General features: G+C 65.3%; 14 protein-coding genes and 1 other RNA gene. 14 read left to right on the top strand and 1 reads right to left on the bottom strand.

What is annotated here, in order from left to right; all coding sequences use genetic code 11:
* The 14 genes from K5607_RS12120 to K5607_RS12055 all read left to right on the top strand — a co-directional run bounded on the left by K5607_RS12120 (position 1) and on the right by K5607_RS12055 (position 14826).
* Positions 1–1557, top strand: coding sequence for a precorrin-8X methylmutase (locus tag K5607_RS12120; RefSeq protein ID WP_221047156.1), 1557 nt, complete (start codon positions 1–3; stop codon positions 1555–1557).
* Positions 1554–2783, top strand: coding sequence for a cobalt-precorrin-5B (C(1))-methyltransferase CbiD (cbiD, locus tag K5607_RS12115; protein WP_246598851.1), 1230 nt, complete (start codon positions 1554–1556; stop codon positions 2781–2783). Before K5607_RS12120 ends, cbiD begins: the two co-directional genes overlap by 4 nt.
* Positions 2780–3514: a precorrin-2 C(20)-methyltransferase gene (gene cobI, locus K5607_RS12110; RefSeq protein ID WP_221047154.1), complete on the top strand. Its 735-nt coding sequence runs from the start codon at positions 2780–2782 to the stop codon at positions 3512–3514. Before cbiD ends, cobI begins: the two co-directional genes overlap by 4 nt.
* Positions 3511–4284: a precorrin-4 C(11)-methyltransferase gene (gene cobM / locus K5607_RS12105; protein ID WP_221047153.1), complete on the top strand. Its 774-nt coding sequence runs from the start codon at positions 3511–3513 to the stop codon at positions 4282–4284. The genes cobI and cobM overlap by 4 nt, the downstream gene beginning before the upstream one ends.
* A complete protein-coding gene (locus tag K5607_RS12100; protein WP_246598850.1) occupies positions 4274–5032 on the top strand; it encodes a cobalamin biosynthesis protein in 759 nt (252 codons plus the stop codon). The genes cobM and K5607_RS12100 overlap by 11 nt, the downstream gene beginning before the upstream one ends.
* The gene (gene cobJ / locus K5607_RS12095) at positions 5029–6750 is read left to right on the top strand and encodes a precorrin-3B C(17)-methyltransferase (protein WP_221047150.1); all 1722 of its coding nucleotides are present in this window, start codon (positions 5029–5031) and stop codon (positions 6748–6750) included. Before K5607_RS12100 ends, cobJ begins: the two co-directional genes overlap by 4 nt.
* A 577-nt stretch (positions 6751–7327) precedes the next feature.
* Positions 7328–7672, top strand: a complete 345-nt coding sequence (locus K5607_RS12090) for a hypothetical protein (protein WP_054774361.1) — start codon at positions 7328–7330, stop codon at positions 7670–7672.
* Positions 7673–7860: 188 nt separating this feature from the next.
* A complete protein-coding gene (locus tag K5607_RS12085; RefSeq protein ID WP_054774362.1) occupies positions 7861–8454 on the top strand; it encodes a hypothetical protein in 594 nt (197 codons plus the stop codon).
* Positions 8455–8780: 326 nt separating this feature from the next.
* An RNA gene (gene ffs / locus K5607_RS12080) (signal recognition particle sRNA small type) lies at positions 8781–8877 on the top strand.
* A 45-nt stretch (positions 8878–8922) separates the two neighbouring features.
* Positions 8923–10575: a DNA polymerase III subunit gamma/tau gene (gene dnaX / locus K5607_RS12075; protein WP_221047149.1), complete on the top strand. Its 1653-nt coding sequence runs from the start codon at positions 8923–8925 to the stop codon at positions 10573–10575.
* 183 nt (positions 10576–10758) lie between these two features.
* Entirely contained in the window at positions 10759–11082 is a 324-nt protein-coding gene (locus tag K5607_RS12070; protein WP_246598849.1) for a YbaB/EbfC family nucleoid-associated protein, read from the top strand.
* A gap of 3 nt (positions 11083–11085) precedes the next feature.
* A complete protein-coding gene (gene recR, locus K5607_RS12065) occupies positions 11086–11682 on the top strand; it encodes a recombination mediator RecR (protein ID WP_221047147.1) in 597 nt (198 codons plus the stop codon).
* 7 nt (positions 11683–11689) lie between these two features.
* The gene (locus K5607_RS12060; protein WP_221047146.1) at positions 11690–13285 is read left to right on the top strand and encodes an ATP-binding protein; all 1596 of its coding nucleotides are present in this window, start codon (positions 11690–11692) and stop codon (positions 13283–13285) included.
* Positions 13282–14826: a response regulator gene (locus tag K5607_RS12055; RefSeq protein WP_221047145.1), complete on the top strand. Its 1545-nt coding sequence runs from the start codon at positions 13282–13284 to the stop codon at positions 14824–14826. The genes K5607_RS12060 and K5607_RS12055 overlap by 4 nt, the downstream gene beginning before the upstream one ends.
* 29 nt (positions 14827–14855) lie before the next feature.
* On the opposite strand, the gene K5607_RS12050 is transcribed toward K5607_RS12055, so the two are convergent.
* Complete coding sequence (locus tag K5607_RS12050) at positions 14856–17654, bottom strand: DUF748 domain-containing protein (RefSeq protein ID WP_221047144.1); 2799 nt, start codon at positions 17652–17654, stop codon at positions 14856–14858.
* Between the last annotated feature and the right edge of the window lie 83 nt (positions 17655–17737).

The following is a 17737-nucleotide window of genomic DNA, read 5'->3' as shown; positions in this document are numbered from 1 at the left end:
ATGACTGAAGGTTACAGTATCGTAGTGGCCGGCCACGGCAGCCGCGATCCGGCGGGGAGGGCGGAGTTCGAGTCTCTCACGGAGATCATGGCCGGCCAGGCCGGCGATTTGCCGGTCAGCCACGCCTACCTGGAATTCGCCACCCCGACGGTAGACGTAGCCCTGCGTTCTGCCGTTGCTGCCGGCGCGCGCAAAGTCGTGCTGCTGCCCTCCCTGCTGCTGGCCGCCGGCCATGCCAAGAACGACATGCCCAGCGAGTTGGCGGTGCTGAAGCAGGAGCACCCGGAAGTGGAATTCCACTACGCCGGCGTGGCGGAACTGCATCCCTTGCTGCTGCGCGTCTGCCAGCGCCGTTTGGTGGAGGCGGAGGCTGCTGCCGGCGAGACTTTTCCTCGCGCCGATACCTTGCTGGTGGTGGTGGGGCGCGGCACGTCCGATCCGGACGCCAATTCCGAGGTCTACAAGCTGGCGCGCATGCTGGAAGAAGGCATGAGCTACGGCGGCGCCTACGTGTGTTATTCCGGTACCGCCAAACCGCTGGTGATGGACGGCCTGCTGGCCGCCGCCAAGCTGGGTTTCAACCGTATTGTGGTCTTCCCGCTGTTCCTGTTCGACGGCGTGCTGGTAAAGCGCATTTATGAAGCGGCAGACGCCTTGGCGGCGCGTTATCCGGCACTGGAAGTGTTGAAAGCCGGCTACCTGGGGCCGACGGAGGAGCTGGCCGAGTTGTTCCTGGAACGGGCGCGGGAGGCGGTGGAAGGCCGCGCCGCCATGAACTGCGGGCTGTGCCAATACCGGGTGCAGATCGTCGGTTTCGAGGGCAAGGTCGGCCAGCCGCAGATGGCCCACCACGGCCACGTCAAAGGCGCGTTGGATAAACCATCGCAGCCGGAAGCCGCGCCGGTGTTCGAGCCCTATGCGCCCCATCCCATCGAAGCGGAAAGCTTCCGCATCATCGAAGCGGAGCGCGATTGGTCGGCCTATTCCCTGGGCGAAAAGATCGTCCGCCAGCGCCTGGTGCACACCAGCGGCGATTTGGACTGCGGCGAGGATTTGTTCTTCTCCCCCGGCGCGGTGGAAGCCGGCCTGCGCGCCCTGCTGCGCTGCCGCCGCGTCAGTGCCGATGTGACCATGGTGCAGTCCGGCCTGCGCCGCGACTTGCTCGCGCGGTTAGGCATCGAAACCTGGTGCGGCGTGCACGACCCCGAGTCCTACATGCTGGCCCAGGCGGAAGGCATCACCCGCTCGGCGGCCGGCATCCGGCGCGCCTGGCAGCGTTGGGGCAACGACCAGATCGTCGCCATCGGCGACGCGCCCACCGCCGTGATGGAAGCGGTGCGGCTGATCCGCGAGCACGGCTGGCGCCCGCAATTGGTCATCGGCCTGCCGGTGGGTTTCGTCGGCACCCGCGAATGCAAGGAGGCCCTGCGCCGCTGCATGCAGGTGCCGCGCATCACCAACGCCGGCACTCGTGGCGGCTCGCCCTGGGCCGCTTCGGCGGTGAACGCCATCATGATCTGCGCCATCAACCAGCTGGCCGGGGCGTGGGAGCTGTGAACCGCCAGGTTTTCGATCTCAGCGTTCCAGCCCCCAACGGCCTGCGCCGCGGCCGAACCACCGGCGCTTGCGCCACGGCGGCGGTGAAGGCGGCGCTGCTGCTGCTGCTGCGCGGCGAGCGGGTGACTCAAGTGAGCGTCCGCCTGCCGGATCCGGCCTGGTGCCTGCTGGTGCCGGTGCGCAGCGTCGATCAAGTAGGCGATGCGGCCCGCGCCGAGGTGGTGAAGGATGCCGGCGACGATCCCGATTGCACCCACGGCGCCGTCATATCCGCGCTGGTTAAGCGCAACGACGCCGGCCAAATCCGATTCCTCGCCGGCCCCGGCGTCGGCACCGCCACGGCGCCCGGCTTGCGCGTGGCGCTGGGCGAGCCGGCCATCAACCCGGTGCCAAGGCAAATGATGGGCTGGGCGGTGGAGGACGTGGCGGGGGAGGAGGCCGGCTTCGACTTGGAAATCGGCTGCGAGGGCGGCGAGGCGCTGGCGCGCAAGACTTACAATCCGCGCCTAGGCATCGTCGGCGGCATTTCCATCCTCGGCACCAGCGGTATCGTCGAGCCCATGTCCTTGTCCGCCTACCAGGCGTCCATCGAGGTGTATATCCGGGTAGCGCTGGGTGCTGCTGCCGAAAACGCCTCTGAGCAGGAACCCGCAGCTTCCGGTTCCCTCCCCCTCAGGGGGAGGGTTAGGGTGAGGGAGTTAAATAGCCATGGCCTTTTCCAGTTCCCGAACAAGGGAGGCGCTATTGCTTTATTGCCGGGTAAGATCGGCGCCGCTTTCGGCAGCAAGCGACTGAAGCTGCCTACCCGCGCCCTGGTGCAAATCTCCAACTTCCTCGGCTTCGCCGTGGATCAGGTGCAAGCTCTGATCGAGCAAGGCGAAGCCGGCTTGGACACCCTCTGGCTGCTGGGCCATCCCGGCAAGCTGGCCAAAGTGCTGGACGGCCATTGGGACACCCATTCCAGCCGCAGCGCCATGGCCATGCCGGCCATTGCTCGCGAGGCGGAGGCCTTCGGCTTCGATGCCGAAACCGTCGCGGCGCTGGCGCAGGCCAATACGGTGGAAGCCGCTGCCATATTGTTGAACGGCGAGCGCCGAGGGCGGGAGTTTTGGATTTATTTGGAAAACCGTATCGCGGCTACCGTCGCGCGTCGGGTTCCGGCTGTGCCTAAGGTGGAGGCGAGATTGTTTATGTTGGACGGTACGGCTTTGGGGGCGGCGGCATGACGGCACTCGGCCGCTTCATCGGCGTCGGCGTCGGCCCCGGCAACGGCGGTTACCTGTCTGTCGCCGCTTTGCAGGCCTTGCAAGCTTGCGACCTGATCTACCTGCCCCAAGCGCGCGGCGCAGAAGCCTCCGTGGCCGAGCAGTGCATGGCCGGCTTGGGGCTGGACGAGGGCAAGTTCCGCAAGGTGGAGTTCCTCATGGTCAGCGACCGCGGCCGTCTGAAAGACCACTACGCCGAACTGGCCGCCGCCATCGCCGCAGACCTCCAGCAAGGCATCAACGTCGGCTACGTCACTCTGGGCGACGCCATGACCTATTCCACCTATGGCTACACCCTGGCGGCCCTGGTCGAGTTGCTGCCGGGGCTGGAGTACCGCACCTATCCCGGCATCACCAGCTACGCCGCCGCCGCCGCCGCCCTGGACTGGCCGCTGGGCGAAGGCCGCGAGCGGGTGCTGATCCTGCCCTGTCCCGACGACATGGATGCCCTGCGCCGCGACATCGACAGCCACGACATCGTCGTCTTGATGAAAGTCGCCCAGCGCCTGCCGGCCGTGCTGGGATTGCTGAACAACCTGGGCATCGCCGGAAACTGCGCCCTCGCCAGCCGCATCGGCTTGCCCGGCGAAATCCTCTGCGCCGATCTGGCCGGGGCCGATATCGACCCCGCCGCCGGCTATCTCACCACCTTGCTCATCCGCAAGAACCCCCGCGAGCCTCGCCACCGATGACCGTTTATTTCATAGGCGCCGGCCCCGGCGCCGCCGATTTGATTACCGTGCGCGGCATGAAGCTGCTGCAAACCGTGCCGCTGGTGCTGTACGCCGGTTCCCTGGTGCCGCAGGAAATGCTGGGCTGGTGCCGGCCCGACGCGGAAATCGTCGACACCGCCGGCCTGGACCTGGACCAGCAGATGGAACACTATCGCCGCGCCAAGGCCAACGGCTGGGACGTGGCCCGGCTGCACTCGGGCGACCCCGCCCTCTACGGCGCCACCGCCGAGCAGATGCGCCGGCTGAAAGCGCTGGACATGGACTACCAAATCGTCCCCGGCGTGTCGTCCTACAGCGCCGCCGCCGCCGCCCTGGGCAGCGAGCTGACCAAGCCGGGCGTGGCGCAGACGGTGATCCTCACCCGCAGCGAGGGCCGCGCCTCGCCCATGCCGGCGGGAGAAGACCTGGACAGCCTGGCGGCCCATGGAACTACGCTCTGTCTGTTCCTGTCCGGCGCCAAGCTCAAGCAGACGGTGGACACCTTGCTGCGCCATTACGGGCCGGATGCGCCGGTGGCCCTGGTGCGCCGCGCCACCTGGCCGGACCAGACCATTCATCGCGGCACTTTGGGGCGTCTGTTGGACGAGGTCGACGGCAAAGACTGGCGCCTGACTACGCTGCTGCTGGTCGGCCCGGTGTTGGCGGAGGACAGCGGCGGCGATTCGCGGTTGTATGCCGCCGATTACGTCCACGCCTTCCGGGGCAAGGGGGATGACGATGGAGCATGAACTGGGCATCTGGCTGGTGCGCGCCGAGGCGGAAGCCCTGGGCGAGCGCCTGCAGCAACAACTGGGCGGCGACTTGCTGCGGCCCTGGCTGGTGACGGAAATCGCGCCCCTGGAGCAGTTCCGCCGGGTGTTCGGCTGTTACCGCCAATGGCTGCTGATCATGGCCACCGGCATCGCCGTGCGCTATGTGGACGGCCTGCTGCAGGACAAGCGTTCCGATCCCTGCGTGGTGACGGTGGACGAGGCGGCCCGCTACGCCATCGCCTTGCTGGGCGGCCACGAGGGCGGCGCCAACCGATTGGCGCAGCGGGTCGCCAACACCGTGGGCGCCATCCCCGTCGTCACCACCGCCACCGAAGCGCGCAAGCCCCTGGTGCTGGGCATCGGCTGCCGCCGCGACGTGTCGGAGGAAGCCATCGAGGCGGCGGTGCGGCAGGCCCTGGGCGATGCGTCGCTGGACCTGGTGCGGGAAGTGGCGACGGTGTCGGTGAAAGCCAACGAACCGGGCCTGCTGGCCTTTTGCGAACGGTACCAACTGCCCCTGCGCGTCATCGCCCTGCAGCAGATTTCCGATCGGCCCTGGGTGAGCGAGCCGTCGGAATGGGTGCGGGAAAACCTGGGGGTGGACGGCGTGTGCGAGCCGGCGGCGCTGATCGCCTGCCCGCGCGGGCGGCTGGCGGTGCCGAAAACGACTTTGAACGGCGTGGCCGTGGCGGTGGTATTGGATTCGTGGACTCCTTGGGTATGAACGGTATATTGCATTTGGTGTCGGTAGGGCCGGGCTATGCGGAATTGGTGACGCCGCAGGCGAAGCAGGCCATTTTGGATAGCGACGTGGTGGTGGGCTACGGCCTGTATTTCCGCTGGATCGCGCCTTGGCTGGAAGGCAAGGAAGTGATCGACTTGCCCTTGACCCAGGAGCGCGAGCGGGCCGCCGCCGCCATCGCCCATGCCCGCCAGGGCAAGCAGGCGGCGCTGGTTTCCAGCGGCGACATCGGCGTCTACGCCCTGGCCACCCTGGCTTTCGACGAGATGGCCGAGGACGACACCTTCGAGGTCAAAGTCTACCCCGGCGTCACCGCCGCCACAGCTTGCGCCTCGCTGCTGGGCGCGCCGTTGTCCCACGATTTCGCCACCCTGAGCCTGTCGGATCTGCTCTGTCCCTGGGAGTGGATCGAACAGCGCGCCCGCGCCATCGCCCAGGCGGACCTTGCCTGCGTGCTGTACAACGTGCAGAGCCAGGCGCGCCAGGAAGGGGTCTATCGCATCCTCGATATCCTGTTGGAAGGCAAAGGGCCGGACACCCTCTGCGGCGTGGTGCGCAACGCCTACCGGCCGGAACAGTCGGCCCGTATTTGCACTCTGGAGGAATTGCGCCAGCAGCGTTTCGACATGCTCACCAGCCTGGTCATCGGCAACCGCCATACGCGCCGCAAGCGGCAGTGGATTTATACGCCGCGGGGGTATCATGGGTGGGAGCAGGGCGTCGCATCGAGCGCCATTTCAGAACCCTCTCAAGAAGCCTTACCTTTTCCGCTGCGCGGCGGCTTTCCCCCAGGGATAGGGCAGGGTGAGGGGGGGGAAGGTCGCGGCCTTTTATCCACCCCTCACCCCAACCCTCTCCCTGGGGGAGAGGGGGCCGGAATCGCGCCCGTAACAAGTTCCGGGGAACAGGTTAGCCAGCCCCCCCACAACGCCATCTGGGTCTACTCCGGCACCAGCGACGGCAACGCCCTGGCGCGCCGCCTGGCCGAAGCCGGCTGGCCGGTGGCGCTGTCCGCCGCCACCGTCTACGGCGCCGAAGTGGCCCGCCGCGCCTGCCCCGGCCTGCATGTCGAGCAAGGTTTAGGCGACGTGGACGCCCGCGCCCGCTGGCTGGCCGAGCGGGGCGCCCGCGCCATCGTCGACGCCACCCATCCCCATGCGGCGATCATCAAGCCCAAGCTCATGGCCCTGGCGGAAAAGCTGGGCGTGCCCTATCTGCGTTACGAGCGCGACCCCGGCGAAGACCCGCCCGGCACCGTGCCCTGCGCTGACATGGCGGAAGCGGCCGCCAAGGCGGTGCAACTGGGTCGGCGCATCTTCCTCTCCACCGGCTCCAAGGATGTGTCCCAGTTCGTCCAGGCCCCCGGCGCCGAGCAGTGCCAATGGTTCGTCCGCCTGACGCCCGACCCCGACTTGTTCCGCCGCGCCGAGGAGCAAGGCATTCCCCGCAAAAACATCTGCGCCATGCAGGGGCCGATTTCCCGAGGCTTGAACGAAGCCCTGTGGCGCGATTGGGGCATCGACTGCGTCATCACCAAGGATTCGGGAGACGTGGGCGGTTTCGCCGACAAGGCGGCGGCGGCCCAGGCCCTGGGGATACCGTTGCTGGTGGTGAAGCGGCCGCATTTCGATTATCCCTATGCGACGGGGGATGTGGAGGAGCTGTTGCGGGAGCTGGTGGCTCGGTTGCCGCCGAGGTAGGGTGGGTTAGACGCGCACAAAATCCGCCTTCGAATCTTGATATGGTATGGCCGCGCGTCGTAACCCACCGGACGGGTGTCGACGTCGACTTATGCTGCAGCGCTATGCTTCAAGTCCCCTCTCCCTCTGGGAGAGGGCAGGGTGAGGGAGATTGAAATGGTTGCCGCTGCGCGGCGGGCTTATTTGAATGTGGGTTATCCGCACCCACGGGCGGGTTACTTTCTTTTGTGCGGCCAAAAGAAAGTAACCAAAGAAAAGGCCGCCCGATTGCCACGCCCCTTCGGGGTGCCCTGCGCTCCTCGCTTGGACCGGGAGTTGGCCGACAGGCCATCCCTGGCCTGACGCCCAACCCGCCGCATCCATGCGGCGGCCCTGCGGGTTATCCCGGCCCAAGCTGCGGTGCTCGGCGCGGCAAACGGGGTTTTGCGCCTACTTAGCATGGCTGATGGCCTTCGGAGTGGGCAGGTGTATGCTGCAGCGGAAGGCTACCGCCGCGTCGCGTGGACGGCGTGCTATACGGATTCCGTTTAGCACAGTTATACAAGATTCTGTTCGATCAACAGTTGGGGGGGGCTCCATGAACGAAAAGCCGCGCTATCCGAAGGATGATGAAGTTAAGGTCGAGTGGAAACCATTACATATCGCCATCATCGTTCTGTCTGTGGTGGTGATTTGGCCTCTTTTCTATTGCGTTACCGACCTGGCTAAGACCCTCCCTAACAAGTTGTTCTCCGTCGCGGGGTTGAATATCGACATCATCGGTGTCGTCGTTGCGTCCCTGAAAACACCGTATTACGGATCTTTCTCTGATGGAGGAAAAATCGAGGTTACCCGCGCCAATGTGGAGAAGAAGTATTTTCAGTACGGCATGTGGTTGATCGCGATGGGATTCTTCTTGCAAGCATTAGGTACGCTACTTTGAACGTTTCGCCCCCCAACGCTACGCTCAAGTTCGCTCCCTCCGGTCGCTGGGACGCGCCTGAGGCGCGCGCCTTAGTTTCACGTTAGTCGCACGATGCCGATCCCAACCTTCACGCAACGCGCTCCTAATGAAATTGTCACCGAGACAAATTTCTTCGAGTCGTCTGGTCGTGCGTACAAGGCTCTTTCATGGCTCGATTTAAAAATATCAGCGCTCTCGAATACGCCGCACTTGAGACGCGGCTCGCCATTGAGCAACTGTTGTTTGAGCAATTGATTGTTGGCGTTGGCACGAAATTGGAAGCTCGCGAGTACAAGAGGTGCAGTGGCAATGCCAATAAGCTCAACGAAATTATTGGAAAACTCATCCCAAGATACGAGCGGCTTGTGGCGTTTACAAAGGCAATGGCTCCCGCTGGGGTGCCAATAACGGCATGGGACAACCGAGCGCTTATTCAACACAGTGGGAAGGTCTCTGCCTACTTGCACTGGTCTGGTGGTCTAGACGTCACGGTTCAATCCGAGCAGTGGTATAAGAAAGGTATCGACACCGTCGAAGCTGCTGCAAGCTATATATGGGTTGGGTTAACGACAGGAAATACCGGGGTAATGGCCATCGAGAAGCTAGAGCCAGAAATGCGCGAGCTATGGGAGCTTTATGCGAACGACGAAATCACTATTGAAAGCGCAGTGAAGAGAGCCGATATCCTTGAGCCTGTATTGAAGGCGCGGCTAACCCTGCTCTCAACCGGCCCTGCGCCAAAAGCCGCGCAGGCCGGTTAGCTCCACGTTAGGCAACAAGGCATCCGCTTCATAGGTAAATATGTACCGAGAAGATATTTATAGCCTTCACCTAGCCCGTAGGGTGCGGTGAGTCGGCGAACCGCACCGTTCGCGATTGAAGCCCCCATTCATTGCTTTCTATACAGGCGGTGTGTAGACCGCTTGGCGGGTTACGGTGAGCGGCAAGCATCGTGGCGACTCCACGGTTTGTGTCGTGCGCGCCTTGCCCACGGCCAACCACCGCGCACCTTCCGGTTGCCATCCGTCGCCGGATCGGGCATAATTCCTCTCGTCCTGATGCAGGACTAACGCTATACTGGTGGGCCTGTCGGTCCCCCCGCAACGATACATTGTGAACCCCGTCAGGCCCGGAAGGGAGCAGCGGCAGCAGTGGATTCGGGTGCCGGGGTGCGGCTGGCAGGACCGCCGCCACGTTTCTCCCACACGCCTCCCCCTTCGGCTCAGACCATGGCCTACCAGGTTCTTGCACGCAAGTGGCGTCCGCGCACATTCAGCCAGGTGGTTGGGCAAGAGCACGTGGTCAAAGCGCTCACCCACGCCCTCGAGCGCGACCGTACCCATCACGCTTATTTGTTCACCGGCACCCGCGGCGTCGGCAAGACCTCTTTGGCCCGCATTCTGGCCAAGGCGCTCAATTGCGAAAACCGCCAGGCGTTCGATCCCTGCGGCGCTTGCCCGTCCTGCAAGGAAATCGACGAAGGCCGTTTCGTCGACCTGATCGAGGTGGACGCGGCTTCCCGCACCAAGGTGGAAGACACCCGCGACCTGCTGGAAAACGCCCAGTACGCGCCCACCAAGGGCCGCTACAAGATTTACCTCATCGACGAAGTGCACATGCTTTCCGGCCACAGCTTCAACGCGCTGTTGAAGACGCTGGAAGAGCCGCCGCTGCACGTCAAGTTCCTGCTGGCCACCACCGATCCGCAGAAGATTCCGGTGACGGTGCTGTCGCGCTGCTTGCAGTTCAACCTGAAGCGCATGTCGCCGGAGCAGATTTCCGGGCAGATGGCCCACGTGCTCGACCAGGAAGGCATCGTCTACGAAGCCGAAGCCCTGCGTGCCCTGGCCTGGGCGGCCGACGGCAGCATGCGCGACGGCCTCAGCTTGCTCGATCAGGCCATCGTCCACGGCATGGGCGACGTGAAAAGCGAGGCGGTGCACGCCATGCTCGGTTCGGTGCCGCGCGAGCCGATTTTCGGCCTGCTGCGCGCCCTGGCCGAGGGCAACGGCCCGGCGGTGCTGGAAAAAGTGGCGGCCTTGGACGAACACGCGGTGGACTTCTCCGACGTGTTGCAGCAGCTGTTGGTGCTGTTGCACCATATCGCCCTGGCCCAGCATTGGCCGGACACGGCGCGCGGCGACGAGCACGCCGAGGCCTTGCTGGAGCTGGCCGGCAAGCTGGCGCCGGAAGACGTGCAGCTGTATTACCAGATCGGCCTGCTGTGCCGGCGCGATCTGCCCTATGCGCCGGACCCGCGCAGCGGCTTCGAAATGGCGGTGCTGCGCATGTTGGCGTTCCGTCCCGACGAGGCCGGCGCGACGCCGGCGCGGACGACGGCCCAACCCAGCGCGCCGGCGCGTCCCGCCCCGCCGCCCTTGCCCCGGCCGGCTATCGCCGAGCCGCGTCCGGTTGCGGCCCCGCCGCAGGCGCCGGCCCCCGTCGCAGCGCCGGTTGCGGACGCGGGTTCGATTCCCGCCGCCCCCATGGCGGCCGGGGCGGGGCAGGACTGGCTGCAAATGATCCAGGCCATGGGCATCGTCGGCATGACCCAGCAGCTGGCGGCCAACTGTGTGCTGCAAGGGGTGGACGACGGCGTTTGCACGCTGGTTTTGGACCCTAAGCACCAGCATTTGCGCACCAAGCAGGTGGAAGGCAATCTGCACAAGGCGCTGCAGAATTACTTCGGCACTCCCGTGAAGCTGGTCATCCGGGAAAGCGCCGAGGTCAAGCAGGAAACCCCCGCCGAGCACCTGGCCCGCGCCAAGGCCGAGCGCCAGCAGGCGGCGGAACGGGAAATCGAAGGGGACGCCACGGTGGCGGCGTTCCAGGAAGTATTCGACGCCCAGGTGGTGCCGGGATCCATTCAGCCGTTGGACTAAATCGTCGAGTCCAGCCGACACCGGCCTCGATTCTTGTGGTCCACGCAAACGCAAATTACAACGCCATGCCGGCAGTCCCCGCCGGAAAGACGGGCTTGAGTCGATTGATGTATAAAGGCGAAAGCTCAAGCTTAATAAACGCCAGTAAAGCTTAAAACCTCCGGATTCGTGAGAGATGACATGATGAAAAACGCAATCGGCCAACTGATGCAGCAAGCGCAGCGCATGCAGGAAAACGCGCAGAAGGCCCAGGAAGAACTGGCCGCCTTGGAAGTGAACGGCGAAGCCGGCGGCGGCATGGTGAAAGTGGTCATGAACGGCCGCAAGGAAATGCTGAAAATCGCCATCGATCCCAGCTTGCTGGGCGATGACCGCGACATGCTGGAGGACTTGGTGGTGGCGGCGGTGAACGACGCGGTGCGCCGCGCCGACAAGCTCAAGGACGAAAAAATGGCCGGCCTCACGTCCGGCATCCCGCTGCCGCCGGGCTTCAAGCTGCCGTTCTAAGCCATGCAGGCCAAGGGGCATTTGGGGCAGCTCATCCACGCGTTGCGCTGCCTGCCGGGCGTGGGGCCGAAATCGGCCCAGCGCATGGCGTTCCATTTGCTGCTGCGCAACCGCGAGGGCGCGAAAGCCTTGGCGCAAAGCCTGTTGGCGGCGGTGGAGCATATCGGCTACTGCGAGCAATGCCGCGGCTTAAGCGAAGAGCCGCTATGTTCCCTGTGCGCCAGCGCCAACCGCGACCACGGCCAGTTGTGCGTGGTGGAAATGCCCACGGACGTTTACGCCATCGACCAGGCCGGCTGCTTTCGCGGCGTGTTTTTCGTGCTCAACGGCCGTCTCTCGCCCCTGGACGGCATCGGTCCCGCCGAATTGGGCATGGATCTTTTGGAGCAGCGCCTGGCGGCCGGCGAGGTGAAAGAGGTGGTGCTGGCCACCAACACCACCGTGGAAGGGGAGGCCACCGCCCACTACATCGGCGAAATGGCCCAACGTTACGGCGTGCGCACCACCCGCATCGCCTACGGCGTCCCGCTGGGCGGCGAGTTGGAATACATCGACGGCGCCACCCTATCCCTGGCCTTCAACGGCCGGCGGGACTTCTAGGTTTCCCATGGCCGTCGCGGAGTTGCCCGTAACCTCCCGCCCGGCCATTCCGCCTTTTCTGTTGCAGCGCCGTTACTGGTGGGGCTTATTGGCGCTGTGGGCGGCCATCGTTGCCGTTTCGCTGCATTTCAGCCTGCAGGACATCCATCGCCACAATCTTCAAGTAGCGCTGGCCGGCGCGCGCAATATGTTCGAAATGGTGTGGCTCACCCGCCAGTGGAACGCCAGCCACGAGGCGGTATACGTGCCGGTGGACGCCGCCACCGAACCCAACCCCTATTTGCGGCATCCGCGCCGGGACGTAACCACCACCGACGGCCAGCGGCTAACCATGATCAATCCCGCCTACATGACGCGGCTGATCGCGGAAATCGCGCAGAAAGAAAGCCAGGTGGTGTTCCACATCACCAGCTTGGATCCGATCCGCCCCGGCAACGCGGCGGATGCCTGGGAGCGGGCCATCTTGCAGGATTTCGTCGACGGCAAGGGGCACGAGGCCAGCAGCCTGGAAGCAGGGTCGGGCGGCGCGCAGTTCCGTTACATGGCGCCTTTGTACGTCAACGAGACCTGCCTCAAGTGCCACGGCCAGCACGGCTACAAGCTGGGCGACGTGCGCGGCGGCATCAGCGTCAGCCAATCGTTCGCGCCTTTCGAGGCGGCGGCGGCGCCTAGCGTGCGCAAAACCGTCGCCCAGCACGTGGCGGTTTTCCTGCTGGTGGCGGGCCTGAGCGGTTGGGCGCTGGCGCAGCTGCGCCGCCGTTGGCTGGATTTGGAAGGCAGCATCGCGGCATTGGACCAGGCCAGGAACGAACTGGTGCAAAGCGAAACCCTGGCCGGCTTGGGGCGCATGGTGGCGGGCTTCGCCCACGAGATCAACACGCCGGTGGGCGTGGCGGTGGGCGCGGTGTCCCAAGGCGAGGAGGCCCTGCGCGACATCGAGGCGCTGCTGGCGGAAGACGAGGTGCGCGAGGATGAACTGCGCGCCCAGTTGGATATTCTCGGCGAATCGTCGACCTTGGCTCTGGCCAACTTGCGCCGCGCCGCCGGCCTGGTGCGCAGCTTCAAGCGCACCGCCGTGGACCAGGTGTCGGAGCAGTCGCGCGAATTCGACCTGGGCGAGCTGATCCAGGACGTGCTGTTGGCCCTGCACAACCTGCTCAAGCGCGCGCCCATCGATGTGCGATTGGACTGTCCGGAAGGCTTGCGGGTGCGGGGCGTTCCCGGCCTGTACGACCAAGTGCTGACCAATCTGGTGCTCAATAGCGTGCAACACGCTTTTGCCGAAGGCACCCGCGCCGGGCGGTTGGACCTCGTCGTCCGTCCGGACTCGACCGGCCGGTTGTGTCTGGACGTGGCGGACGACGGCGCCGGCATGGACGAGGAGACGGCCGCCCATTTGTTCGAGCCCTTTTACACCACGCGCCGCTCCCACGGCGGGACCGGGCTGGGGCTGTATTTGTGCTATACGATAGTCACCGGCAAGCTGGGTGGTACTATTCATTGCGCCAGCGCGGCCGGGCGCGGCAGCCGTTTCCATATCGTCGTGCCGGCCGACTATAGTTGTTCCACGTTCCCGGAAAAATCGCCGCAAACCCATTTATGAAGCTTGTACGCCGCACCGCACCGTCGAGTCAGGACGTCGTCGATTTCGAGCCGCACTACGTTTGGAAAGTGCTGGTGGTGGACGACGAGCCGGACGTGCGCAGCCTGACGCGGCTCAACCTGAAGAACTTCCGCTTCGCCAACCGCGAACTGGAAATCCTGGAGGCCTCCTCGGCCGAGGCGGCCAAGGCGTTGTTGGCACGGCACGGCGACATCGCGGTGGCGCTGATCGACGTGGTGATGGAAACCGACAACGCCGGCCTCCAACTGGTGGAGTACATCCGCAACGAACTGGGCAACGCCATGGTGCGCATCGTCATACGCACCGGCCAGCCCGGCGTCGCGCCGGAGCGCTACGTCATCGACCATTACGACATCGACGACTACAAGGACAAAACCGAGCTCACCGCCCAGCGGCTCTACACCACGGTGCGCACGGCCATCAAAGCCTACCGCGACCTGAAAATCATCGAGCTGAACCGGCGCGGCCTGTCCCGCGTGCTGGAAGTGACGCCGGACATCTACCGCATCTCCAGCACTTCCCTCAGCGATTTTTTCGAAGGCGTGCTGACCCAGGTCATCGGCCTGTGCCGTTTGGACGAGAGCAGCTTCATCAGCACCATCGAGGGCGTCATCGCCACCATCGACGGCCGCGACGTCACCATCCAGGCCCGCTCCGACGCTTTCCGCGACGAGCGCCGTTTCGCGACGGTGCGGGCCTTGTGCCTGCAAGCGCTGGAAAGCGACAACCCGGCAGCTTCGCTGTCGGGCCACGCCCTGGTGTTGCCCTTGCGGGTGCAGCAGCGCACGGCCGGCTTCATCTACGTCGAGCCCACCGACGATTTGTCGCAAGCGGATCGCGATTTGCTGCAAATGGTCGCCAACCAATGCTCCAGCGCCCTGGAAAACCTGAGGCTGCACATCGATTTGCAGGCTTCCTACGAGCACGCCGTGGACATGCTGGCGGAGATCGCCGAGTTCAAGGATAAAAATACCGGCCGCCACATCAACCGCATCGACGCCTACACCCGGCTGGTCGCGGTGGCAATGGGCGTCGACGCCAAGGAAGCGGAGTTGTATGGGCGCGCCAGCCGCCTGCACGACGTGGGCAAAATCGGCATCGCCGACGACCTGCTGAACAAGCCGGGGCGTTATACGCCGGAAGAATTCGCCATCATGCAGCAGCACACCCTGATCGGCGCCTCCATCCTCGGCCACGACCATTTCCTCGGCTTGGCCCAGGAGATCGCGCTGCATCACCACGAACGCTGGGACGGCAAGGGCTATCCGGAAGGCCGCCCGTCCGGCGAGCTGCCCTTGGCGACCCGCATCGTTTCCGTGGTGGACGTATTCGACGCCCTGGCGAGCCGCCGCCCCTACAAAGAGCCCTGGCCGCTGGACGAGGCCGCCGCCGAGGTCGAGCGCGGCGCCGGCATTCGCTTCGATCCGGCGGTGGTGGAGGCCTTCCTCGGGTTGTACCGGCGGGGCGATTTGGACGCGGTGATCGCCATGCTGGAGACGGACAACGGCGGTCCGGCCTAGTCCGCCGCTGGCGGCGGGCGGTCATCCGGTCAGGAGCCGTTGAGCAGCAGCAGCGATTCCAGTTCCCGCCCCGGCTTGGATTCCACCAGCACGTCCAGCAGGTAAACCCGCTGCTCGGCGATGCCGCCGTCCTTCACCAGAAATTCGCGGATGCGCTCCGCCCGCCGCTGCGCCAACTGGCGCAAATCCGTGTCGGTGACCGCCAGTTTCGCCAGCAGCGCTTGGTGCGCCAGTTCGGCGTCTTGCGTCGTGCCCAGGCCGAATTTGCTGTATTGCGCCAGCAGCAGCCGTTTGTAATCGCCTTCGGGCACCGGCTGGCGCCGGCGCTCCGGCGTCAGTTCCACCCGCTTGGCGCGCAGTTCGTCCCGCCATTGATGGCGGATGCGGTTTTGCAGGCGCACTTCCGGCAGGGCCGCGCGGTCGCGTTCCGGGTCGGTCACTCCGCGGATCTCCAGATTCAGGCCGCTGCGCTGTTGCAGCGCGTCGGCCAGCTTGAGCAGCTTGTCCTTTTGTTGCGGCGAAAGCAGCGCCTTGCCGGGGAAAAACGCCACCCGGCCGTATTCCTCAGCGTCTCCTTCCAGCAGATTGCCCAGCACGGTGAAGGGCGAACTCACCAGTTTGGTGATGAGGCCGGTGATGGCCTGGGCGTACAGGTCGCGCAGGCTGAATTTGGGATCGTCCAGGTTGCCGGAAATGGGCAGGTGGATGTCGATTTTGCCGTCGGAATCGCGCAGCAAGGCGATGGCCAAGCCGATGGGGAGGGACGTGGCGGTTTTGCTTTCCACCCGTTCGCCCAGGGTCAGGTGGTCCATGATGACCTGGTTCTCCGCGTCCAGCTTGCGGTTTTCCAAGCGGTAGCGCAGGTCCAGGGTCAGCTTGCCTTTTTCGATGCGGTAGCCGGCGAATTTGCCCGAATAGGGCGACAGCCGCGTCAGGTCCATGTTGTGGAAGTGCATTTCGATGTCGGTATAGGCGCCGGCCCGGAACGGGTTGAGCATGCCCTGCACCCGCACCGGGGCGTACTGGTCCACCTGGCCTTCCAGCAGCAGGGAGGCGCGGGCGTCGGGATTGGACGACAGTCCCTTGATGTCGCCGTCCAGCCGATGGATGGTGGCGGCGAACTCCGGCCGCAGCGTGTGGTCGGCGAAATCCGACATGCCGTTCCTGATGCGCAAGGCGCCGATGGCGACCGGGAAAGCCGGGCCGGGTTGGGAGGCTTTGCTTTCGCCGCCGGCCAACTTGGCCCAGTTGAGGGTTTGGTCGGCTTCGATGGCGATGCGGGCATAGGGCTGCTCGGCGACGACTTCGGCGATGTTCAGCGGCCCTTGCGGATAGCCGAGGCTGACGCCCTTGAGGTGCAGCCGCTGCCAACGCAGCAAGTCCGTATTGTCGTCGCGGCGCTCCACGGCCAGGTCGTTGACGGCGGCTTCCCCTTCGAACCGCACCTGGGGCGCGTCGCCGCCGCGATAATCCAGGCGGCCGGCCAGGTCGAGGTTGCCTTCCGTCAATTTCACTTTGGTGAAGGGTTGGAGATAAACGTCCAAGGGGGTCAGGTCGATTCGCTGCGCCTTGATGTCGGCGGCGACCTCTCCGGATTTGCCGGCTGTAACGCCCAGCTGCAGCTGGCCTTGGCCGTTGACGGCGCTCTCCAGGGCCAGCTTGAGCGGGGCCGCGTCGGCGCCGTTGCCCAACGCCTCCAAGGTCAGCGACAAAGGCGCCAGGGTCAGGCTGGCGCCGTCGGCGCGGGAGCGGTCCTGCAAGCGCAGTTGCGCTTCCGTCAACCCCACTCGGCCGATGCGGTAATGCCAGGCGGGCGGCGCGCCGCCGTCCTTTTCGTCCTTGCCGTATCCCGAGTAGTTCAATGCGCCGCCGGCGGCTATCCAGCCGGCTACTTGGGCTTTGTCGGCCTCGATGGCGTCGATTTCGGCCCGCTGCTTTCGCAAGTCCACGGTGACGCGACGAAGTTCCACCGCCGGCGCCTGCAATAGGGCGGTTTGCTGCGCCGTGTCCTGCAAGTCCAGATTTCGCAGCTTGAGCGTGCCGGGGCCGATGACGACCCCGCTGTCGGCCCGGTAGGCGATGGGGGTGGCCAGGGAGGCCGCGCCTTGCTGCAAGGATAGGCTTGGCATAGCCACATAACGCTGCCACAGCGGTTGCAGCGGCAGGTCGTCCACGAACAGCGCGGCGTCGACGGCGAGCGGGGACAGGCTCAGGCTGGCGTGGGCAGACAGCTTGGCGCCGTTGTCGGCTTGGGCTTCCAGTTGCAGGAACGCCGGTTCGCCGCCGTCGCTGGAGAAATGGTCCAATTGGAAGTCGATACCCTCCAATTGCAGCGGCATGGAGGTTGTCGCGCCGCCGGCCGGTTGGCGGATTTGGCCCTCTTCCAGCACCAGCCGGCCGATGCGCACCGGCAGGGCGGCCTCGCCGCCGTCGGGGCCGGCGAACAGCCCGGCCAGGGCGGCGGCGTCGCCGATCTCCAGTTCGGGAGCGGCGACGCGGATTTCGTCCAGCACCAGGCGCTTGCCGCCCAGGCTGGCCCAGACTTCCGCGTTGGCCGAGAGTTCCGCGACCCGGAGGCGCAGCGGCGCCGCCGGGCCGGCCACGGCCAGATCCAGCCCTTTCAGGGCCAGCTTGGCGCTGAACGGGTTGTAGCGGATGCGCTCGACGCCGGCGGTGAATTCGGGATGCTGCGCCGTCCATTGCGTCAATTGGCCGCGCAACAGCCACGGCACGCCGACGCCGCCCAGCAGGGCGTATAGGCCGACGGCGGCCGGCAGCGCCAAGAGGTATTTTACGGCAGGATGCAGCGGTGGTATGCGCAAGTCCATGGTGGAGGGATCAGCCGACGACGGATTGATTGTAGTGCCGACGCCGGGAAAATGCCCGCGATCGATGGCCGGCCGCCCTCGAA

Origin of the sequence: Methylogaea oryzae (assembly GCF_019669985.1) — a bacterium.
Classification (GTDB): domain Bacteria; phylum Pseudomonadota; class Gammaproteobacteria; order Methylococcales; family Methylococcaceae; genus Methylogaea; species Methylogaea oryzae.
The sequence above is the reverse complement of the archived record's forward strand: the minus strand, read 5'-3'. Positions and strand labels throughout refer to the sequence as shown.